The organism is Helicobacter pylori (assembly GCF_014497725.1).
Classification (GTDB): Bacteria; Campylobacterota; Campylobacteria; order Campylobacterales; family Helicobacteraceae; genus Helicobacter; species Helicobacter pylori_DE.
Map to the genome: position 1 here is coordinate 1 of NZ_JACTGF010000008.1, position 22,658 is coordinate 22,658.

Here is a 22,658-nt window from a genome sequence, read left to right on the forward strand (position 1 = left end):
TTTTGAAATTTAACGCTTTTACAAGGAACTAGTGTTTCATATTGAAACAAATTTTTAACAACGAGCGTTTGTATTATAGTTTATTTATCATTAATTAGGCTGTGTTAATCAAAGTTTGATAGGTAAAAACCTTTAACCCCCCCTTAATTTTCTAAAAAGCGCCTTATTTAGTGCACTTCTTTATATCAATATTCCAATCAGCACCGGATTTGATTTGATATTTTTGCGCGAAATTATCCCTATTCAGTGCCACGGAAACATTCAACAAGCTGTTTAGATAGACCAACGGCTGGCCTTTTAAAACATCGCCAAAGCTCGCAACATACGGCATTTTCCCTTCGTATTGTTTCTTGGAACCTTTAGAAATCGTTACACACAAAATATCGTTGCGTTTGATTTTTGCTTGATTGAGCAGTTTATCGCTGATATTGCTCCAAACATTGCCGTATTGGATATCCAAAATCGGGATATTGCCTTTCACTTCCCCTTTTGTGGCTTTCGCTTTTTGGTAAGGAATTTCAACGACTTTTGGGGGAAGCTCTGGCCCAACCTGCTCGAATGTGATCGCCCCAGAAGCCAAACGCGCACCGGTGTAAGCATACACATCACGGCCATGGAAAGTATAGGATTTTTCAGAACCTTTCAAGCGGTTAGCTTTTTCATCAATTTCACGCACGCTATCAATCCCCAAAGTTTGCGCCACCAAAGTCAGCGTGCCGTTATCCGGCGAGACGAAATACTGGCCGTTTTTAGTTTTTAGCACCACCGATTTACGCTTAGTGCCTACGCCCGGATCAACTACGCTCACAAATACCGAACCTTTTGGCCAATAACTAGCGGTCTGATACAAGCGGTAAGCACCTTCCCAAATATTATACGGAGGGATTTCGTGCGTTAAATCAAAGATTTTAAGATTGGAATCAACGCTGAAAGCGACGCCTTTCATCGCCGAGACAGCTCCATCTTTTAGGCTAAAATCTGTTTGTAAAATCAAAGCGTTACTCGCATAAACAGGCGATAACCCTATACACGCTGATAAAAACAACGCTAAAATCGTTTTTTTCATGGTTACTCCTTGATTAACTTTTATGGGCTTTTAGTCCCTTTATTATACCATTTAAGGGGGTTTTTTCTAAACATTAAGGGTTTAAAAGGGCTTTATATTTCGTATTGAAACAAAGCATTAATTAGGCTCTCTTAAGATAGGGGGTTTTATTTAAAATGCAATATCGCCAATATTTTCACTATTCTCTATATAGTATTTAAAACGCTCTTTTTCTAATTCGTTTTTTAGGATTTGTTGTTCTTCTAAAAGCAGGCGTTTTTGATCTTCTAGGGTGTTGATTTTACGGCTAATATAATAGATATTATTGCTTAAATAGATTTTAGGCGCTAACAGAGCTAAAAACGCGCCCCCAAAAACCAACACCCCTATTAAAGCCATTAAAGAAAGGCCGTGCGGATTTTCATTTGCAGTTCCAGCGAATAATTCCTTTTTTTCGTCCTCATCTATGCGCACAAAGCGTTCTTTTTCATTTGAAGAATGGGTTTTGATACTCATGGCTTACTCATTGACTTGTTCATGGTTTGAATTTAAAAACCCTCATTTTAGCGCTTCGTGAACGCCTGTTATTTTTAATTTCTTCTGGGCTTGGAGCGATGGGCTTTTTAGTTAAAATTGTGCCTAAAGCGTGATTGTTAGAGCAAGTGCATTTGAAACTTGAAGGATCGCAAATGCAATTTTTAGCGTAATCTTTGAAAGCGTTTTTCACTAACGCGTCTTCTAAAGAATGAAAAGAAATCACGCACAAAATCGCTCCCTTAAGGTTTCTGGCGCATTGTAAAAACTCTTTTAACTCTTCTAATTCGCTATTGACTTCTATGCGAACGGCTTGAAACACCAAAGTCGCTGGGTGGATTTTTTTATTTTTAGAAAAAGAGCTTAAAAACTCGCTCAAATCCTTAGCGTCTTTAAAGGGTTTTTTAGCGCGCCTTTCTGCAATTTTATGGGCGATTTTTTTGTATTCTTTGATTTCGCCATAGTCTCTAAAGATTTTTTCTAACGCTATTACAGGATAAGAGTTGATGACTTTTTGAGCGTTCAATTCACTTTCTAAATCCATGCGCATATCCAAAGCGTGCGAGTGGAAATTAAACCCTCTGTTATCATCATCAAGCTGCAAAGAACTCACCCCTAAATCCACTAAAACCCCCTTGATTCGCTCGCCATGAATTTCTAGGGCTTCTTTAAAGCGTTTGGCAAACCCTCCGCTTAAGAGATTATAACGCCCTTCAAAGGCTTTCAATCGTTCTTTAGCGATTTCTTGAGCGAACTTATCTTTATCAATACCAATGAGTTTCAGGTGCGGTTTTTGGGATAAAAGGGCTTTAGAATGCCCCCCTAACCCTAAAGTGCAATCAATCAAAACCCCTTCTTCTAAAGGTGCGAACGCTTGCAAAACTTCTTGCAACAAAACGCTTTGGTGCAGATTTTCTATTTCTTGCAAACAATCCCCTTAAAACCCTTAGATGAATTTTCCAAATGCCTACTCAATGGTGTTGGTTTTGTTGGTTACGCTCAAAAGTTTTTTTAATTGATCTTAGCTTTTTAAGGTGTGAAAACTCAAACTAAAACCCTTTTCATAAAGACTAAAAAGGGCTTAAAGACACCCTTTTAAAGGGTTTAAAAAGTGTAGTTATACCCTAAATAAAGCGAATAATCCCGTTTCAAATGGTAATAAAGATTGGTAGCGTTAGGACCCGCACTCAAAAACTTGTTGATGAGTAGCGGCACTCTCACGCCAAATTCTACGCCATTATGCTTGTAGATATTGGCTCTCACCCCAAAATTCAACCATACCTGAAAAGCGACGGTTGAAGTGTTGGTGCTATAAGGGGCGTTAGGGTTACAATAAGTGGGGGTACAAACATCAGGACCTTTAGCTTCAATGATTTGCTCTTTCCAATAGTTTGCCGCTGAGCTTTTCCAAGTGTTACCGCCGATAGCGACCCCACCAAAAACACCAAAAGAAGCGTTATCGTTATCAATAATATCAGCTAACAAATCGCTCCCCACACCCCAAGAGACCATATCCAACTGGATTTTATTGGGTGCATAAACCTGCTTGCCTAAAGTGGCATGCCCATAATCAAAAAGCCCATACACCCTAAAACCAAACCACTTGCTTGTCATATCAAAAGACTTGAACTGGAAGAACTTCTTATAACCCACATTCAACCCAAAACCATTCAAAGCCCCATTAGCGTATTTGGAGTGCCAATTGATATTGGTGCCTCCTGGATTATGCTTATTAGCGGTAAGACCTGGGGGGCAACCTACAACACTCCCTGTGCAATCCCCTGTGTTATAAATATTACTATTCAAGCGGGCTTGTCCAAGTTGATAATTAGTCCCTATATAAACACCATCACCTTCGGCTAACAACGAAGAGCTTAAAACTGCGGATAGAAGCCCTAAAGCTACAAACTTTTTCATAAATTCCATTCCTTTACATTCCTATCTTTAAAATTGTCTCATAAAATAATAGCATGTTTATCCTTAATCAAGCAAATATTTTTAACTCTTATGAATAAGAAATGATAATAAAACCATTCTTTTTTGAAGTATAATAGCTCCTTTTAATCCATTTTCTTATTTTAAGGAAACTCTTGCAACATAAAACCATTATGGATAAGATCATTATTCAAGGGGCTAGGGAAAACAATCTCAAAAATATCTTTTTAGAAATCCCTAAAAACCAATTTGTTGTTTTTACCGGATTAAGCGGTTCGGGTAAATCCACTCTGGCGTTTGACACTTTATACGCTGAAGGGCAAAGGCGTTATTTAGAGAGTTTGTCTAGCTATGCGAGGCAATTTTTAGACAAAGTGGGCAAGCCTAATGTGGATAAGATTGAAGGCCTAACCCCAGCGATCGCTATTGATCAAAAGACCACTTCTAAAAACCCTAGATCCACTGTGGGGACGATCACTGAGATTTATGATTATTTAAGGTTGTTGTTTGCAAGGGTTGGGGAGCAATTTTGCCCCACATGTTTAGAACCCATTAGTTCTATGAGCGCGAGCGATATTATTTCTCAAATCTGTCATTTAGAAGAAAATTCTAAAATCATTATTTTAGCCCCCATTATTAAAGATAAAAAAGGTTCGTTTAACGATAAATTAGAGAGCTTGCGTTTGAAGGGGTATGTGAGGGCTTTTGTTGATGGGGTGATGGTGCGTTTAGATGAAGAAATCCATTTGCATAAAACCAAAAAACACACTATTGAAGCGGTGGTGGATAGGGTGGTTATCAATAGCGAAAATGCTTCACGGATCGCTAGCGCAATAGAAAAAGCCCTTAAAGAAAGCTATGGGGAATTAGAAGTGGAAATCTTGCAAGACAACGCGCCAAGCATAAGAAAGCATTACAGCGAACATAAGGCATGTTTTAAGTGTAAGATGAGTTTTGAAGAATTAGAGCCTTTGAGTTTTTCATTCAATTCGCCTAAAGGGGCGTGCGAGAGCTGTTTGGGTTTGGGGACAAAATTTAGCCTAGATATTAGTAAGATTTTAGATCCTAACACGCCTTTAAATCAAGGAGCGATTAAAGTGATTTTTGGGTATAACCGCAGTTATTACGCTCAAATGTTTGAAGGCTTTTGCGAGTATAATGGCATTGACACCGCACTTTGTTTTAACGAATTGAATAAAGAGCAGCAAGACGCTCTTTTATATGGGAATGGCACTGAAATCAGCTTTCATTTTAAAAACAGCCCCTTGAAACGCCCTTGGAAAGGCATTATCCAAATCGCTTATGACATGTTTAAAGAGCAAAAGGATTTGAGCGATTACATGAGCGAAAAAACCTGTTCTTCGTGTAATGGGCATCGTTTGAAAGCCTCCAGTCTGAGCGTCCAAGTCGCCGGCTTGAAAATGGCGGATTTTTTAACTAAGCCCATTGAAGAGGTTTATCATTTTTTTAATGATCCCACGCATTTTAGCTATCTTAACGAGCAAGAAAAAAAGATCGCTGAACCGATTTTAAAAGAGATTTTAGAAAGGGTGTTTTTTTTATACGATGTGGGGCTAGGGTATTTGACTTTGGGGAGGGATGCGCGAACGATTAGCGGAGGGGAGAGCCAAAGGATACGAATCGCCAGTCAAATCGGGAGTGGCTTGACAGGGGTTTTGTATGTTTTAGACGAGCCTAGCATTGGCTTGCATGAAAAAGACACGCTCAAACTCATCAACACCCTTAGGAATTTACAAAAAAAGGGGAACACGCTCATTGTCGTAGAGCATGATAAAGAGACGATTAAGCATGCGGATTTTGTTGTGGATATTGGGCCAAAGGCTGGAAGGCATGGGGGTGAAGTGGTTTTTAGCGGGAGCGTGGAAGATTTATTGCAAAATAACCATTCTACCGCCTTGTATCTCAACGGCACTAAAAAGATTGAGCGCCCCAAATTTGAACTCCCTAAAGAAAAGCATTTTTTAGAAATTAAAAATGTCAATATCAATAACATTAAGAATTTGAGCGTTCAAATCCCTTTAAAACAATTGGTGTGTATTACTGGGGTGAGCGGGAGCGGTAAAAGTTCGCTGATTTTACAAACCCTTTTACCCACCGCTCAAACCCTTTTAAACCATGCTAAAAAAGCTCAAAGTTTGAATGGGGTGGAGATTGTAGGGTTGGAGCATTTGGATAAAGTGATTTATTTGGATCAAGCCCCCATAGGCAAAACCCCACGAAGCAACCCTGCCACTTACACAGGGGTGATGGATGAAATCAGGATTTTATTTGCCGAGCAGAAAGAAGCTAAAATTTTAGGCTATAGCGCGAGCCGTTTTAGCTTTAATGTTAAAGGGGGGCGGTGCGAGAAATGCCAAGGCGATGGGGATATTAAAATAGAAATGCATTTTTTGCCTGATGTGTTGGTCCAATGCGATAGCTGTAAGGGCACTAAATACAACCCCCAAACTTTAGAAATCAAGGTGAAAGGCAAATCCATTGCCGATGTGTTGAACATGAGCGTGGAAGAGGCTTATGAATTTTTTGCTAAATTCCCTAAAATCGCCGTGAAGTTAAAAACGCTTATAGATGTGGGCTTGGGCTATATCACTTTAGGGCAAAACGCTACCACTTTAAGCGGGGGGGAGGCTCAAAGGATCAAATTGGCTAAAGAATTGAGTAAAAAAGACACAGGCAAAACCCTTTATATTTTAGATGAGCCTACTACCGGTTTGCATTTTGAAGACGTGAATCACCTTTTACAGGTTTTGCATTCTTTAGTGGCGTTAGGCAATTCCATGCTAGTGATTGAGCATAATTTAGATATTATCAAAAACGCTGATTACATTATAGACATGGGGCCTGATGGGGGGGATAAGGGTGGGAGGGTCATTGCGAGCGGCACGCCTTTAGAAGTGGCACAAAATTGCGAAAAAACCCAAAGCTACACGGGAAAATTTTTAGCTTTGGAGTTGAAATAGTTTGCATTTGTTTGTAGAAACGATGTAGGGCTGAAAATAACAGACAGCTAAATATTAGAGAGCAGAGGTGCTATTGCGTCATGGTTCAAAATTATGAGATTAGCGGCAACAATAACCATTGATTATATAAATAAGAGCTAGCAAAGAAACCATGCCTTTAAAATCTATCGCATGAGAGTTTGAGAAAAAATTAAGGGAGTTAGAGGCCATTGGGACACTCTCTAACCATCACAGAGACGGCATCAACTATAGCGTCTCAAACCTTTATAAAATAGCGAGAGTGAGCCACCATTCCGCCCTATGACTCAATTACAAGGGGTAGGTTTGGAACCCCTAAACTCACCAAACCTAATCCTACACAAAAATTATTAATAAAAGGAGAGCCATGAAATTAAGAAAAATGGGGGCGAAAGTTAAATCATCATTAAGTGGTTAGCAATTATAGATTATTATAGAGAGAAGCATGCGATTTTTTCTACTCCGCAAGCCATTACAAAAGAAAAGGCATTTAATTCTTTAAACTCTCTTTCACGCTAATCCTACTACAAATGAGTTTAAAACACAATAACCGCACTAATAAAAAATGGGGTTTTAGTTACTTTATTATAAAAACTTATTTTTGAGGAGAGAATGTTTTGAAATAATTATCCCCTTTAAAACCCCCTAAATCCCTACCTTTCCAAAAACAAATCTTTTTCTTGGATTTCTGCTCCTTCGCTTAAAATCGCCGCTCTTTCCACGACGCCTAAAAGCTCTCGCACATTCCCATGCCAAGAGTATTCTAAAAGGCGTTTTGCGGCGTTTTTTGAAAAAGATTTTGACCCCAAATGATACGCATCGCACACTTCTTTAAGCTTGATTTCAGCAATGGGTAAGATCTCTTCTACCCTCTCTCTTAAAGGCGCGATAGTTATAGGCACAATTTGCAAGCGGAAGAACAAATCTTCTCTGAATTCTTTCGCAGCGATTTTTTCTTTCATGTTAGCGTTGGTAGCGGAAATGAAACGAACATCAATTTTAACGCTCTTATTATCCCCAAGGCGCGTGATTTCTTTTTCTTGAACCACTCTTAAAAGTTTGCTTTGCAATTGAAAGGGCATTTCAGCGATTTCATCTAAAAAGATCGTGCCTTTATTAGCGCTTTCAAAAAGCCCCATTTTAGGGGCTGTGGCGTCCGTGAACGCCCCTTTTTGATACCCAAAAAGCTCGCTTTCTAATAAATGCTCTGGGATTGCGGACATGTTGATTGCGATAAAAGGGTGTTTAGAGCGTTGCGAATGCTGGTGGATGAAATGAGCAAAAACTTCCTTACCCACCCCGCTTTCGCCTAATAGCATGACATTAGCGTCTGTGCTTGCGACTTTTAAGGCCTGCCGTTTGCTCTCTTCTAAAGCTTTTGAAGTGGCTAAAAAGCTGTGTTTGTGTGGTTTTTTTAAAGGTTTTTCTAAAGGGTGTTTTTTTTGAAATTCTAAAACTTTTTTAGTGCGATAGATGGACTCTAAAAGCAATTCTGGTTTAAAAGGTTTTTGGAAAAAGTCTTTCACGCCCAAACGAATGGAATCAATGGCTTTATTCAAGGTCGCATTACCGGTAATCACAATGGATTCGTATTTGCCTTCTAAAAGGCGTAAAAATTCCAAGCCGTCCATATGGGGCATGTTAATATCCGTGATGACTAAATCAAAGCTTTCATCTAACTTGGCTAAAGCGTCTTTAGGGTTTTTAAAACTCACAATCTCTAAATCGTCCTGAAGCTCAAAAAAAAGCTCCAGGCTTTTACGCATGTTAATATCATCTTCTACAATGGCGATTTTCATTATTCTTCCTTTCTAAAAATATCTAAAAACAGCGCATCTCCCACTAAACTCGCTCTAACGCTTAAGGCTTTGAGGTTAAGAATGCTCGTGGTAGTGGTGCCGTTTTTATAGCTGTGATCATAATGCGTGATAGCGACTTGGCTTTTTAAAATGCAGTCTATGACTCGCTCTTTTTCTTTTTTTAACGCTATTTCTAAAAGGAAGCGTTCTAGTTTGGTTTGGAGCAAGGGGTTTTTCAAATCGGGTAAGTTGCTAGTAATAATAGAGCAATGATAGTCTAATACATAGGGGGCTGTTTTGATGCGGCTAACGATAGGTTTAGAGACAGAATACTCTTCGCCCATCACTCTAGAATCAACGATTTTTAAGCGATACGAAATTAAAAATTCTTGATCTTCTAGGGGGTTTAGAGCATGCAAAGAAACCCCTAAAAAATACAATAAAAAATAAAAGAATGAAAAGAAACGCATCACTCAAATAATTGTGCAGGAGGGTTTTCTAAATTTTCTGGCTCTTCTTCTTTAGGGCAAGAATTGACATACACGACTTTATCAGCGGTGTTTATGAGTTTTACCCCACTAGCGTTTCTTCCGGTTTCTCTAATGTCTTTAATGGAGACTCTGATCATTTTTGCGCTTGCAGTAAGGATCATCAAATCCAGGTTCTCATCATCCACGCTGATAACGCCCACTAGATTGCCGGTTTTTTGAGTGAGCCTCATGCCAATGATCCCCTTACCTCCACGAGATTGCTCTCTATACGCTTCGGCTAAAGTTTGCTTGCCAAGCCCGTTCTCGCTCACGCTCAAAAGCTTGTTGCCATCATCGTTAATAACGACCGCACCGACAACAAAATCGTTTTCATTCAGCTTAATCCCTCTAACCCCACGAGTAGTTCTTCCGATCTCGCGCACATCTTCTAAAGGGAATTTAATGAAAATACCCAAATGCGATGCGATGAGCAAATGCTTGGCGTTGTTATCCACAACTTTTGCGCCCACTAATTCATCGCCTTCATCTAAAACAATCGCTCTGATACCACAACTCCTGTTGCTTTCAAATTCGCTCAAATTGGTGCGCTTCACCACGCCATTTTTTGTGAAGAAAGCTAAAGAGCGTTCATTGCTAAAGTCTTTGGTGCTTAGGGTTGCCATGATTTTTTCATCCGGAGCGAGTGAGATTAAATTCACAATCGCTTTACCCATAGCGATCCGGCTCGCTTCTGGGATTTTATAGACTTTTAGATGATACAATTGCCCCTTATTGGTGATAAAGAGCAAAATATCATGCGTGTTAGCCACAAAAAAGTTTTCAATGAAATCGTCTTCATAAGTGCTTCCTGAAAGCTTGCCCTTACCGCCACGATTTTGCTTTTCATAAGCTTTTAAATCCACTCTTTTCACATAGCCTTTATGGCTCATGCTCACCACCATAGGCTCATTAGCGATCAAATCTTCTATGTCAATACTTTCGTAAGATTCTTGAATTTCAGTGCGCCTTGGAGAAGAAAATTGCTCTTTGACTTCTAAAAGCTCTGTTTTGACGACCTCATTCAAGCGATCTTCGCTCTTTAAAATGCCATTGAGATCATCAATAAGCTCCAGCAAGTTTTGGTATTCTTCTTTGATTTTATCTCTTTCAAGGCCTGTTAAGCGTTGCAAACGCATTTCTAAAATGGCTTTGCTTTGGATTTCGCTCAAAGTAAAACGCTCCATTAAGGCGTTTTTAGCCGCTTCTGGGCTTGGGCTTGTTTTAATGAGCTGCACGATTTCATCGATATTGTCTAATGCGATCAAATAGCCCTCTAAAATATGCGCTCTGGCCTTAGCCTTTTCTAATTCAAAAATCGTGCGTCTTATAATAATGGTTTTTCTGTGGTTTAAGAAAAGGTGCAACAACTCTAAAAGCGTGAAAATCTTAGGCTCTTTATTGTAAATAGCGAGTAAAATAATGCTAAAAGTGGTTTCCATGGTGGTGAGTTTGTAAAGGTGGTTTAAGACAATTTCACTCATCGCGTCTCTTTTTAATTCAATCACCACTCTAATGCCCTCTCTATCGCTTTCATCGCGCACTTCGCTAATGCCTTCAATTTGTTTTTCTCGCGCTAAATCGCTGATTTGTTCCACTAATTTGGCTTTATTGGTTTGAAAGGGCATTTCATCTAAAACGATGATTTCTTTATTTTTTGTTTTTTCCACATGCACTTTGGCCCGCACTTTCACGCGCCCTCGCCCCGTTTTATAGGCTTCAATAATCCCTGCTTTACCATAAATGATCCCACCGGTGGGAAAGTCAGGCCCTTTGACAAATTCCAAAATTTCATCTAATTCAGCGTTAGGGTTTTCTAAGACATGCGCTAAAGCGTCTATGATTTCATCCATCCTGTGAGGGGGGATAGAAGTCGCCATCCCTACAGCGATCCCATTAGCCCCATTGACTAAAAGGTTAGGCAGACGGCTTGGTAAAATATCTGGCTCTTTTAAGGTGTCATCGTAATTAGGCACAAAATCAATGGTGTCTTTATCAATATCCCTTAAAATTTCTTCACTCGCCTTGGTCATTCTGGCTTCAGTGTAACGCATCGCTGCGGCGTTATCGCCATCAATAGAGCCAAAGTTGCCCTGCCCGTCCACTAATTCCAAGCGCATGGAAAAATCTTGCGCCATTCTCACTAGCGCATCATAAACCGCGTTATCGCCATGGGGGTGGTATTTACCAATCACATCACCCACGATCCTAGCGCTTTTTTTGTAAGCGACTTTGGAAGTAAGGCCTAATTCATGCATCGCATACAAAATACGCCTATGCACAGGCTTTAAGCCATCTCTAGCGTCCGGTAAAGCGCGCCCTATGATCACGCTCATGGAATAAGCCAAATAGCTCTCTTCAATAGAAGAATCAATCCCCACTTCTACAATATTTTTTGTTTCATTAACTAAATGATCTTGCATGTGTCTCCCTAAAATTTAATTAAAATAAAGCGTTAAAAGGTAACGCCCCCAAATAAAAGCCCAAAAAATAAGCCCTATCAGTTGGGCTGCACTGGCCATGTCTTTAGCCTTTTTAGCTAAAGGGTGGAACTCGGTGCCAGTAAAATCCACAGCCTTTTCAATGGAGCTATTGATGAGTTCAATCACCACCGATAAAAAACAAGGCAAGATCAATAGCCCCCATTCTAAAAAATCTTTAGCTAAATAGCTCGCTAGAGTGATGCAAAAAAGAGCCAAGATGGCAATTTGCCTGAACGCGCTCTCTTCAGCCCATGCGCATTTAAGCCCGTCTTTAGAATAAAAAAGGGCTTTAAAAAGGCGTTTAAACCCTTTAGCTTTGGGGGGGACTTTGAAATCACTCATGGCTTATTTTGTAAGATTGAAAGAAATTCACGCTAAGGCTTTCTAACAAGGCGTTAAAAGTAAGCTTGGTGTTGTCTTTAGCTTGGGCGTTAAGAGCGATCTGGGATCGTTTGTCTTTAGCCATAGAAACAAAGGCTTGCAACAACCCTTTAAAATTCTGTTGGAGCGCTGTATTGTCTTTAAAATGGGATTGGAACAAGGCTATAAAATAGTTTTCTAAAGAAGCCAACATGCTTTCATAAGAGACGCTAGGGGTTTGAGAACGCAAGCTAAAATAAGGGGAAAAAAAGCCCAAACTCTCTTTATTTTGGTGGTAAAAGGCTTCTAAAACATTTTTAAGATGGCGCGCTTGGATAGAAACGCCCAACTTTGGCGCTGAAAAACGCAGTTTGTCTTGCAACTCTTCTATGGCTTTAGCGTCTTTAGAACTCAAGGTTTTAAAAATATTTTTAAGGGAGAGATTTTCTTGCGCTTCCATTAAACCCTCTTGAAAAAAAGTGTAAGCAAGGATATTTTCCGCATTAGTCAAATCGCATTTTAAATGGTCGTTTAAGGTTTTTTCATCTAAAGCGTTGAATGTTAAAGAGCAATTCAAGCGCGTGGGTTTCATTTTTTCTAATAAGGTATTCAAATCTTTTAGGGGGATTTGGCTGATTTTTTGCTGAACGGATTGTTCTAAAATAGGGGATTGGATTTGAGAATGGACAGAAAGGGTAAGAGAGCTTTTATCTAAAGAATGGAGCTTAATACTCAAATTTTTAAAATCCATAATAGGGGAGTTTTGAGAGTCTAAAAAACTGAGCTCTTTAGAAGTGCATGCAATTTTAAAAAACCCTTCGCATTCAAAGGGAGTGCCTGCAATCCCCATGCCCTTAATATGGGGGCGTTGATCCAAATAAGCGTTAAGATAAGCGGTTAAAGATTTTTTAACCGACATGCTGGTAAAGAAGATAAACACCCCTAAAAGCACGCAAATTAAAGCCCCGATAACCACCATCCAAGACATGAATTTTTTAGTCAAAAACACCCTTTATTGAAAGCATAATGTCCCTAATTGTAGCATAATCGCACTTAAAATTAAAGAACGCTTGAGTGAATGTTTCTTTATTAAGAATAGACAATAAAGAATCGTGCGACAATCATTAAACGCTAAAATAATATTTTTGTGAAAAAAATAAACGGATCACCCTTAATCCAAAACAAAACCTAAAACAGAATAAAACTTATTAGGGTTTCAATCACCTAAAAGTGATACTATGATGAGTAAATCAACTTAAAGGCAAAGACATGAATGAAGTGGTTGTAGTGGCGGCAAAGCGTAGCGCTGTAGGGAGTTTTTTAGGCTCTCTGAAGAATGTGGGTGCTAGGCAAATGGGCGTTAGCGTGCTTAAAGACGCTTTGAATGCGAGCTCTCTTAAGCCTAGCGATGTGGATTCTGTCGTTTTAGGCAATGTTTTAGGCGCTGGTTTGGGTCAAAATATCGCCAGACAGATCCAACTGGACGCCGGTATCCCTAATGACAGAAACGCTTTTAGCGTCAATATGGTTTGCGGATCGTCTATGAAAGCTATCCAATTAGCGCATGACAGCATTGCGCTTGGGCGCGATGAAGTGGTGGTGTGCGGTGGCGTGGAAAACATGAGCGCAGCGCCTTATCTGTCGTTTGACATGCGAGAGGGGAAAAGAATGGGGAATGCAAACATGATAGATTCCATGATACATGACGGATTGTGGGATGCGTTCAATGATTACCACATGGGGATCACCGCTGATAATGTCGCTCAAGCATACCACATAAGCCGAGAAGATCAAGACGCATTCGCGCTCCAATCGCAACTCAAAGCGAGAGCCGCCATTAATGCAGGGAAATTCCAAGAAGAAATCACGCCTATTGAAATAGCGAATAAAAAAGGCGTGGTGGTTTTTAAAGAAGACGAATACCCTAGAGACACGACACTAGAATCCCTTGCAAAGCTCAAACCCGCCTTTAAAAAAGACGGATCGGTAACGGCAGGGAATTCATCAGGGATCAATGATGGCGCGAGCATTATCATTTTATGCAGCGCTAAAAAAGCGCAAAAATTGGGGTTAAAAACAATGGCCACCATCAAGGGGTTTGGTTTGGGTGGTTGCAGTCCGGATATAATGGGTATATGCCCTAGTATTGCGATTAAAAACAACCTTAAAAATGTCAAAATGAATCTCAATGACATCAATCTTTTTGAACTCAATGAAGCTTTTGCTGCACAAAGCATCGCCGTGTTAAAAGAACTTGAATTAAACCCTAATATCGTGAATGTGAATGGAGGCGCGATAGCGATTGGCCACCCTATTGGCGCAAGCGGCGCTAGGATATTAGTGACTTTATTGCATGAAATGAAAAGGAGTGGGCATGGCGTGGGCTGCGCGTCGTTGTGCGTGGGCGGCGGTCAAGGGCTATCAGTGGTAGTTGAACAAAAATAAGGAGAATGAGATGAACAAGGTTATAACCGATTTAGACAAAGCGTTGAGTGAGTTAAAAGATGGGGACACTATTTTAGTGGGCGGTTTTGGGCTGTGCGGGATACCCGAATACGCCATTGATTACATTTATAAGAAAGGCATCAAGGATTTGATTGTCGTGAGCAATAATTGTGGCGTTGATGATTTTGGGCTTGGCATTCTTTTAGAAAAAAAGCAGATTAAAAAGATTATCGCTTCCTATGTGGGAGAAAATAAGATTTTTGAATCGCAAATGCTGAACGGAGAAATTGAAGTCGTTTTGACACCGCAAGGCACGCTGGCTGAAAACTTGCGCGCTGGAGGGGCTGGGATACCCGCTTACTACACCCCAACCGGTGTTGGGACTTTAATCGCTCAAGGCAAGGAATCAAGGGAGTTTAACGGCAAAGAGTATATTTTAGAAAGAGCGATAACGGGCGATTATGGGCTTATTAAAGCCTACAAAAGCGATACTTTAGGGAATTTGGTATTTAGAAAAACGGCTAGAAATTTCAATCCCTTGTGTGCGATGGCGGCAAAAATATGCGTCGCTGAAGTGGAAGAAATTGTCCCAGTTGGGGAATTAGACCCAGATGAAATACACTTGCCAGGAATCTATGTGCAACACATCTATAAGGGCGAGAAATTTGAAAAACGGATAGAAAAAACCACGACAAGGAGTGCGAAATGAGAGAGGCTATCATTAAAAGAGCGGCAAAGGAATTAAAAGAGGGCATGTATGTGAATTTAGGGATAGGCTTGCCCACGCTTGTGGCTAATGAAGTGAGCGGGATGAATATCGTTTTCCAAAGCGAGAACGGGCTATTAGGGATTGGCGCTTACCCTTTAGAAGGGGGCGTTGATGCGGATCTTATCAACGCAGGAAAGGAAACCATAACCGTGGTGCCGGGCGCTTCGTTTTTCAATAGCGCAGATTCGTTTGCGATGATTCGTGGGGGGCATATTGATTTGGCGATTTTAGGAGGGATGGAAGTCTCACAAAATGGGGATTTGGCTAATTGGATGATCCCTAAAAAGCTCATAAAGGGCATGGGAGGGGCTATGGATCTGGTGCATGGCGCTAAAAAAGTGATTGTCATCATGGAGCATTGCAACAAATACGGGGAGTCTAAAGTGAAAAAAGAATGCTCCTTACCCTTAACGGGAAAAGGCGTGGTGCATCAATTGATAACGGATTTAGCGGTGTTTGAGTTTTCCAATAACGCCATGAAATTAGTGGAATTGCAAGAGGGGGTCAGCCTTGATCAAGTGAAAGAAAAGACAGAAGCTGAATTTGAAGTGCGCTTATAGCTTGTAAAAGGGGGTGTTTATGTTTTTATTAAGGCATTTGACTTCAGCGTGCGTGTTTTTAGCGTCTAAATGTTTGCCGGACTCCTTTGTCTTGGTCGCTCTTTTATCGTTTGTCGTGTTCGTTCTTGTTTATTGTTTGACAGGACAGGACGCTTCGTCTGTCATTTCTAGTTGGGGGAATGGCGCTTGGACGCTTTTAGGTTTTTCTATGCAAATGGCTCTTATTTTGGTGCTGGGTCAGGCTCTAGCTAGCGCTAAATTAGTCCAAAAACTTTTAAAATACTTGGCGTCTTTGCCTAAAGGGTATTATACGGCTTTATGGTTGGTTACTTTTTTATCGTTAATCGCTAATTGGATCAACTGGGGTTTTGGCTTAGTGATCAGTGCGATTTTTGCAAAAGAGATCGCCAAAAATGTTAAAGGGGTGGATTACAGACTGCTTATTGCTAGCGCTTATTCGGGTTTTGTCATCTGGCATGGGGGTTTATCAGGCTCTATCCCTTTAAGCGTTGCCACCCAAAATGAAAATCTGTCCAAAATAAGCGCTGGGGTGATTGAAAAAGCTATCCCTATCAGTCAGACGATTTTTTCTGCTTATAATTTAATCATTATAGGGATCATTCTTGTAGGGTTACCCTTTTTAATGGCAATGATCCACCCTAAAAAAGAAGAAATCGTTGAGATTGATTCAAAGCTTTTAAAAGACGAATACAAAGAGATTGAACTCATTGACCACCAACAAGATAAAACGATCGCGCATTTTTTGGAAAACAGCGCTTTGCTTTCTTATCTTTTGGTTTTTTTGGGTTTTGGGTATCTTGGTATTTATTTTTTTAAAGGAGGAGGGCTTGGTTTAAACATTGTCAATACGATTTTCCTTTTTTTAGGGATTTTGCTCCATAAAACCCCTTTAGCTTATGTGAAAGCGATCGATCGTTCCGCTAGGAGCGTGGCTGGGATTTTATTGCAATTCCCTTTTTATGCCGGGATCATGGGGATGATGGCAAGCCATAGCGTGGGAGGTCATTCTTTAGCGCAAATGCTTTCTTTAGCCTTCACGCACATCGCTAATGAAAAAACTTTCGCGCTCATGACTTTTTTGAGCGCGGGGATTGTCAATATTTTTATTCCGTCTGGCGGAGGGCAATGGGCGATTCAAGCTCCTATCATGCTTCCGGCTGGGCAAAGCTTGGGCGTGGATCCGGGCGTGGTTTCTATGGCTATCGCTTGGGGAGACGCTTGGACGAATATGATACAGCCTTTTTGGGCTTTGCCCGCTTTAGCCATTGCAGGTTTGGGCGCTAAAGATATTATGGGCTATTGCGTTTTGACTTTAATTTTTGTAGGCCTAGTCGTGTGTGGGGTGTTTTATTTTTTAGTGTGAGTTTTTTATGCCTAAAACCACGCTCTTTTCAATGGGTAAAGTTTTCTCTTTTTACTCTTTAAACGCTCTTGTAATTCAGCCTTATTTCGTTACAATAACCAACCCCATAATAACCTAAGGAAGTGTTTTGTTTTTCAAATTTATTTTATGTTTATCATTAGGAATGTTTGCATGGGCAAAAGAGGATATTTCTACCCCATTAACGCCCTCTAAACGCTATTCTATCAATTTGATGACTGAAAATGATGGTTATATCAATCCTTACATTGATGAGTATTACACGGCAGGCAATCAAATAGGCTTTTCTACTAAAGAGTTTGATTTTTCTAAAAATAAAGCGATGAAATGGTCTTCGTATTTAGGGTTTTTCAATAAAAGCCCTAGGGTTACTCGTTTTGGCATTTCTCTCGCCCAAGACATGTATACCCCTTCACTTAAAAACAGAAAACTGGTGCATTTGCATGACAACCACCCTTATGGGGGGTATTTACGGGTGAATTTGAATGTGTATAACCGCCATCAAACTTTCATGGAGTTATTCACGCTTTCTTTAGGCACGACAGGGCAAGATTCTTTGGCCGCTCAAACGCAGCGTCTCATTCATAAATGGGGTCATGATCCCCAATTTTATGGCTGGAACACGCAGCTCAAAAACGAATTTATCTTTGAATTGCACTACCAATTGCTCAAAAAAGTCCCCCTTTTAAAGACTCGTTTTTTTTCTATGGAGTTAATGCCTGGGTTTAATGTGGAATTGGGTAATGCAAGGGATTATTTCCAACTCGGCTCGCTCTTTAGGGCTGGGTATAACCTGGACGCTGATTATGGTGTCAATAAGGTCAATACCGCTTTTGATGGGGGCATGCCTTATAGCGATAAATTTTCTATCTATTTTTTTGTAGGGGCTTTTGGGCGCTTCCAACCCCTTAACATCTTCATTCAAGGCAATAGCCCTGAAACTAGGGGCATTGCTAATTTGGAATACTTTGTTTATGCCAGTGAAATAGGAGCAGCTATGATGTGGCGTAGCCTCAGGGTGGCTTTTACGATCACTGATATTAGTAAAACCTTTCAATCCCAGCCCAAGCACCATCAGATCGGCACTTTAGAATTGAATTTCGCCTTTTGATTTAATATCAGTTTAATATTTTTCTTCCTATATGGTATTTATATGATATTTTTGGGTAATTTAAGATAAATATCAGTAGCGTTTTAAATGAATTTGTTACTACTTTTCACTTTATTACACCAAATTTTCCCTTATTACAAACAACTTTGAAATAAACGATTTCCATTTAAAAATCAGCCTTATACTTCTAATAGGTTGCCTCGAGCAACACTTTAATACTAAGGAGTCTAAAAAATGAAAGACGCAAAAGTTCAGGTGATGGGTATTGATGCCGGCGGCACCATGACGGACACATTTTTTGTGAAAGAAAATGGCAGTTTCGTCGTCGGTAAAGCCCAAAGCAACCCAGAAGATGAGAGCTTAGCTATTTACAATAGCTCGCAAGACGCTTTATCGCACTGGCAATCAGATGTGGATAAGGTTTATCCAGAGTTGATCACTTGCGTGTATTCAGGTACGGCGATGCTCAATCGGGTCGTCCAAAGGCGTGGGATGGAAGTGGGCCTAATTTGCAATAAGGGTTTTGAGCAAATGCATTCTATGGGCAGAGCGTTGCAATCCTACTTGGGGTATGCGCTAGAAGAAAGGTTGCATATCAACACGCACAAGTATGATGATCCGCTGATTCCTTTAAAAAGGATTAGAGGCGTTACAGAAAGAACCGATGTCAAGGGGCAAGTGGTTATCCCAGTGCGCCAAGAAGAGGTTAAAATCGCTGTTAAGGAGCTTTTAGACGCAGGCGCAAAGGCCATTGTGATTTGCTTGTTGCAATCTCATAAAAACGCTGAAAGTGAGAGAATCGTTAGAGATATAGCGTTAAAAGAGATTGAAAAATTGGGTAAAAATGTTCCTGTATTCGCTTCGGTGGATTACTACCCTCAAAGAAAAGAAAGCCACAGAATGAACACCACTATCTTAGAAGCTTATGCGGCTGAGCCAAGCAGACAAACTCTCTCTAAAGTCAGCAACCGATTCAAAGAGCATGGCGCTAAATTTGATCTTAGGGTGATGGCAACGCATGGAGGCACCATTAGCTGGAAAGCTAAAGAACTCGCTAGGACTATTGTGAGCGGCCCTATTGGAGGCGTGATTGGATCTAAATTGTTAGGCGAAACGCTTGGTTATGACAATATTGCATGCAGCGATATTGGCGGCACGAGCTTTGATATGGCGCTTATCGTTAAGAGCAATTTTAACATCGCTTCTGACCCTGATATGGCGCGCCTTGTTTTATCTCTACCGCTTGTGGCTATGGATTCTGTTGGCGCGGGCGCTGGGAGTTTTGTGCGCATTGATCCGCACAGCCGATCGGTCAAACTAGGGCCTGACAGCGCGGGGTATAGAGTTGGCACTTGTTGGAAAGACAGCGGTTTAGACACGGTTTCAGTAACCGATTGCCATATTGTTTTAGGCTATTTGAACCCGGATAATTTCTTAGGCGGTTTGATCAAATTAGATGTGGATAGGGCTAAAAAACACATTAAAGAACAAATCGCTGATCCGCTAGGCATTAGCGTAGAAGATGCGGCTGCGGGTGTGATTGAGTTGCTTGATTTGGAGCTTAAAGAATACTTGCGATCCAATATTAGCGCTAAAGGGTATAGCCCATCTGATTTTGTGTGCTTTTCATATGGTGGCGCGGGGCCTGTGCATACCTATGGCTATACAGAAGGCTTAGGGTTTAAGGATGTGGTAGTGCCTGCATGGGCGGCTGGATTTAGCGCTTTTGGTTGCGCTTGCGCTGATTTTGAATACAGATACGATAAGAGCGTGGATATTGCCATTGCGCAGTATTCTTCAGACAAGTCAAAAGTAGAAGCATGCAAAATCATTCAAGACGCATGGGATGAATTGACCCTCAAAGTGATTGAAGAGTTCAAGATCAATGGATTTTCTCAAAAAGATGTGATCTTAAGACCTGGATACAGGATGCAGTATATGGGGCAATTGAATGATTTAGAGATCACTTCTCCTGTGTCAAAAGCTGCAAGCGTGGCTGATTGGGAAGAGATTGTCAAAGAATATGAAAAAACCTACGCTCGTGTTTATTCTGAATCAGCGTGTTCTCCAGAGCTTGGTTTTAGCGTGACCGGCGTGATCATGCGTGGTGTTGTGGCTACGCAAAAACCTGTGATTCCGGTTGAAAAAGAGCATGGCGCTACGCCCCCAAAAGAAGCCAAAATAGGCGTTAGAAAATTCTATCGGCATAAAAAATGGGTGGATGCAGATGTGTGGCAAATGGAAAAATTACTGCCTGGAAATGAAGTCATAGGGCCTGCGATCGTGGAATCAGATGCGACCACTTTCGTGATACCCAAAGGCTTTGCGACAAGACTAGACAAACACCGATTGTTCCACTTGAAAGAAATTAAATAAAGGAGTTCAAAATGGCAAATTTATTGAAAAACGGCAAAACTTTAAAACAAGCTAGAGATGAAATCCTAGCTAGGACAGAAAAAACAGGACATTATAATGGCCTTAAAAAACTAGAGTTTAAAGAAAGAGATCCGATCGGCTATGAGAAGATGTTCTCTAAATTAAGAGGCGGTATCGTGCATGCCAGAGAAACAGCTAAAAGGATTGCTGCAAGCCCTATTGTTGAGCAAGAGGGGGAATTGTGCTTCACGCTTTATAACGCTGTGGGCGATAGCGTGCTGACTTCTACGGGTATCATTATCCATGTAGGCACTATGGGATCGGCTATTAAATACATGGTAGAGAATAATTGGGAAGATAACCCTGGTATCAACGATAAGGATATTTTCACCAATAACGACTGCGCGATTGGGAATGTGCACCCATGCGATATCATGACTCTTGTGCCTATCTTTCACGATGAAAAATTGATTGGGTGGGTAGGCGGCGTTACGCATGTGATTGATACTGGGTCGGTTACTCCAGGATCGATGAGCACCGGGCAGGTTCAAAGGTTTGGGGATGGATACATGATCACTTGCCGTAAAACAGGGGCGAATGATGAGAGCTTTAAAGATTGGTTGCATGAATCTCAAAGATCAGTAAGAACGCCTAAATATTGGATTTTAGATGAAAGGACTAGGATTGCTGGGTGCCACATGATTAGGGATTTAGTGATGGAAGTCATTAAAGAAGACGGCATTGATTCTTACATGCGATTTATTGATGAAGTGATTGAAGAGGGGAGGAGAGGCCTTATCTCTAGGATCAAATCCATGACCATACCCGGCAAGTATAGAAAGGTCGCTTTTGTGGATGTGCCTTATGCGCATAAGGATATTGGCGTATGCTCTGAATTTGCTAAGCTAGATACGATCATGCACTCTCCTGTGGAAATCACTATCAATAAGGACGCTACATGGAAATTAGATTTTGATGGCGCGTCCAGGTGGGGATGGCACTCTTTCAATTGCAACCAAGTGTCTTTTACTAGCGGTATTTGGGTGATGATGACTCAAACCTTAATACCCACTTCTCGCATCAACGATGGCGCTTATTTTGCGACTCAATTCAGACTCAAAAAAGGGACTTGGATGAATCCAGATGACAGGCGCACCGGGCATGCTTATGCGTGGCATTTCTTGGTATCAGGCTGGAGCGCTTTGTGGAGAGGTTTGTCTCAAGCGTATTACAGCCGAGGGTATTTAGAAGAAGTCAATTCTGGAAACGCTAACACTTCTAACTGGTTGCAAGGCGGCGGTATCAACCAAGATGGAGAAATCCATGCGGTGAATAGCTTTGAGACGAGCTCTTGTGGGACTGGAGCTTGCGCGATAAAAGACGGCTTGAATCACGCAGCGGCTATTTGGAATCCAGAAGGCGATATGGGCGATATTGAAATCTGGGAAATGGCAGAACCTCTCCTCTATTTAGGCAGGAATGTCAAGGCCAATACCGGTGGGTATGGGAAATATCGAGGCGGTAACGGGTTTGAAACTTTAAGAATGGTGTGGGGCGCGCATGACTGGACCATGTTCTTTATGGGTAATGGCTACATGAATAGCGATTGGGGCATGATGGGTGGTTATCCAGCGGCCAGTGGTTATAGGTTTGAAGCGCATAACACCAACTTAGAAAATAGGATTAAAAATAACGCCAGTTTGCCTTTAGGGGGTGATTTCAACCCAACTGATCGAGGTTATGAAAAACACATTTCTCATGCGTCTCAAGTCAAAAGGGATAAGCAATGCATCACCACTGAGAACTGCTTTGATAATTACGACTTGTATTTGAATTACATCAAAGGCGGTCCTGGATTTGGCGATCCGATTGAAAGGGATTTGAATGCGATTTTAGAAGATCTCAACAGCAAACAGCTATTGCCAGAATACGCTTACAAGGTTTATGGCGCAGTGGTGAGTCAGAATAAAGACGGCATTTGGGTAGGAGATGAAGCCAAAACGAAAGCCAGAAGAAAAGAAATTCTTGAAAACAGAAAGGCTAGATCCATACCGGTAAAACAATGGATGGAGCAAGAAAGAAACGCTATCCTTGAAAAAGAGGCTTCCAAACAGGTTAAGCACATGTATGCGACTAGCTTTGATCTCTCGCCCAAGTTTTTAAACGATTTTAAAACATTTTGGAACTTGCCAAAGAGCTGGAGCATGAAAGAAGATGAGCTTGGCGTATTCACCTATGGATCTAAATACAGGATGGATTTGAGCAAATTGCCTGATGTGCGCACAGTTCTGTTGGTTGATGAGAAATAAAGAA

Annotated in this window: 17 protein-coding genes; 8 read left to right on the plus strand and 9 right to left on the minus strand. The window is 40.9% G+C overall.

What is annotated here, in order from left to right; all coding sequences use genetic code 11:
* Window positions 1–163: 163 nt before the first annotated feature.
* The 4 genes from H7N69_RS06200 to hopE form a co-directional block, all read right to left on the minus strand.
* On the minus strand, window positions 164–1,066 hold the full coding sequence (locus H7N69_RS06200) for an SAM hydrolase/SAM-dependent halogenase family protein (protein WP_187885130.1): 903 nt from the start codon (window positions 1,064–1,066) through the stop codon (window positions 164–166).
* A 150-nt stretch (window positions 1,067–1,216) separates the two neighbouring features.
* A complete protein-coding gene (locus H7N69_RS06205; RefSeq protein ID WP_079301012.1) occupies window positions 1,217–1,561 on the minus strand; it encodes a hypothetical protein in 345 nt (114 codons plus the stop codon).
* 19 nt (window positions 1,562–1,580) lie between these two features.
* A complete protein-coding gene (gene rsmH, locus H7N69_RS06210) occupies window positions 1,581–2,507 on the minus strand; it encodes a 16S rRNA (cytosine(1402)-N(4))-methyltransferase RsmH (RefSeq protein WP_187885131.1) in 927 nt (308 codons plus the stop codon).
* A 176-nt stretch (window positions 2,508–2,683) separates the two neighbouring features.
* Window positions 2,684–3,505 (minus strand): Hop family outer membrane protein HopE, encoded by an 822-nt coding sequence (gene hopE, locus H7N69_RS06215; protein WP_038419998.1) that lies wholly within the window; start codon window positions 3,503–3,505, stop codon window positions 2,684–2,686.
* Between the two features lie 164 nt (window positions 3,506–3,669).
* Between hopE and uvrA the strand changes: the two genes are divergently transcribed.
* Window positions 3,670–6,495 (plus strand): excinuclease ABC subunit UvrA, encoded by a 2,826-nt coding sequence (gene uvrA / locus H7N69_RS06220; protein WP_187885132.1) that lies wholly within the window; start codon window positions 3,670–3,672, stop codon window positions 6,493–6,495.
* A gap of 671 nt (window positions 6,496–7,166) precedes the next feature.
* On the opposite strand, the gene flgR is transcribed toward uvrA, so the two are convergent.
* From flgR to H7N69_RS06245, 5 genes are read right to left on the minus strand one after another with little or no spacing between them, the layout of a single operon-like run.
* Window positions 7,167–8,312 carry a transcriptional activator FlgR gene (gene flgR, locus H7N69_RS06225; RefSeq protein WP_025275915.1) on the minus strand — a complete coding sequence of 382 codons (1,146 nt, stop codon included), beginning with the start codon at window positions 8,310–8,312 and terminating at the stop codon, window positions 7,167–7,169.
* The gene (locus tag H7N69_RS06230; RefSeq protein ID WP_165559478.1) at window positions 8,312–8,782 is read right to left on the minus strand and encodes a hypothetical protein; all 471 of its coding nucleotides are present in this window, start codon (window positions 8,780–8,782) and stop codon (window positions 8,312–8,314) included. The genes flgR and H7N69_RS06230 overlap by 1 nt, the downstream gene beginning before the upstream one ends.
* Window positions 8,782–11,262 carry a DNA topoisomerase (ATP-hydrolyzing) subunit A gene (gene gyrA, locus H7N69_RS06235; protein ID WP_187885133.1) on the minus strand — a complete coding sequence of 827 codons (2,481 nt, stop codon included), beginning with the start codon at window positions 11,260–11,262 and terminating at the stop codon, window positions 8,782–8,784. Before gyrA ends, H7N69_RS06230 begins: the two co-directional genes overlap by 1 nt.
* A 15-nt stretch (window positions 11,263–11,277) precedes the next feature.
* On the minus strand, window positions 11,278–11,664 hold the full coding sequence (locus H7N69_RS06240) for a diacylglycerol kinase (protein ID WP_187885134.1): 387 nt from the start codon (window positions 11,662–11,664) through the stop codon (window positions 11,278–11,280).
* On the minus strand, window positions 11,657–12,601 hold the full coding sequence (locus H7N69_RS06245; RefSeq protein ID WP_415751418.1) for a hypothetical protein: 945 nt from the start codon (window positions 12,599–12,601) through the stop codon (window positions 11,657–11,659). The genes H7N69_RS06240 and H7N69_RS06245 overlap by 8 nt, the downstream gene beginning before the upstream one ends.
* A 350-nt stretch (window positions 12,602–12,951) precedes the next feature.
* On the opposite strand from H7N69_RS06245, the gene H7N69_RS06250 reads away from it, so the two are divergent.
* The 7 genes from H7N69_RS06250 to H7N69_RS06280 all read left to right on the plus strand — a co-directional run bounded on the left by H7N69_RS06250 (window position 12,952) and on the right by H7N69_RS06280 (window position 22,654).
* Window positions 12,952–14,127 carry an acetyl-CoA C-acetyltransferase gene (locus H7N69_RS06250; protein ID WP_187885136.1) on the plus strand — a complete coding sequence of 392 codons (1,176 nt, stop codon included), beginning with the start codon at window positions 12,952–12,954 and terminating at the stop codon, window positions 14,125–14,127.
* Window positions 14,128–14,137: 10 nt separating this feature from the next.
* Window positions 14,138–14,836, plus strand: coding sequence for a CoA transferase subunit A (locus H7N69_RS06255; protein WP_187885137.1), 699 nt, complete (start codon window positions 14,138–14,140; stop codon window positions 14,834–14,836).
* Window positions 14,833–15,456, plus strand: a complete 624-nt coding sequence (locus tag H7N69_RS06260) for a 3-oxoacid CoA-transferase subunit B (RefSeq protein ID WP_001206236.1) — start codon at window positions 14,833–14,835, stop codon at window positions 15,454–15,456. Before H7N69_RS06255 ends, H7N69_RS06260 begins: the two co-directional genes overlap by 4 nt.
* A 19-nt stretch (window positions 15,457–15,475) precedes the next feature.
* Window positions 15,476–16,840: a TIGR00366 family protein gene (locus H7N69_RS06265; protein WP_187885138.1), complete on the plus strand. Its 1,365-nt coding sequence runs from the start codon at window positions 15,476–15,478 to the stop codon at window positions 16,838–16,840.
* 127 nt (window positions 16,841–16,967) lie between these two features.
* Entirely contained in the window at window positions 16,968–17,969 is a 1,002-nt protein-coding gene (locus H7N69_RS06270; RefSeq protein ID WP_187885139.1) for a lipid A deacylase LpxR family protein, read from the plus strand.
* Window positions 17,970–18,203: 234 nt separating this feature from the next.
* Window positions 18,204–20,345 carry a hydantoinase/oxoprolinase family protein gene (locus H7N69_RS06275; RefSeq protein ID WP_187885140.1) on the plus strand — a complete coding sequence of 714 codons (2,142 nt, stop codon included), beginning with the start codon at window positions 18,204–18,206 and terminating at the stop codon, window positions 20,343–20,345.
* Window positions 20,346–20,356: 11 nt separating this feature from the next.
* Entirely contained in the window at window positions 20,357–22,654 is a 2,298-nt protein-coding gene (locus tag H7N69_RS06280; protein ID WP_187885141.1) for a hydantoinase B/oxoprolinase family protein, read from the plus strand.
* Window positions 22,655–22,658 lie beyond the last annotated feature (4 nt).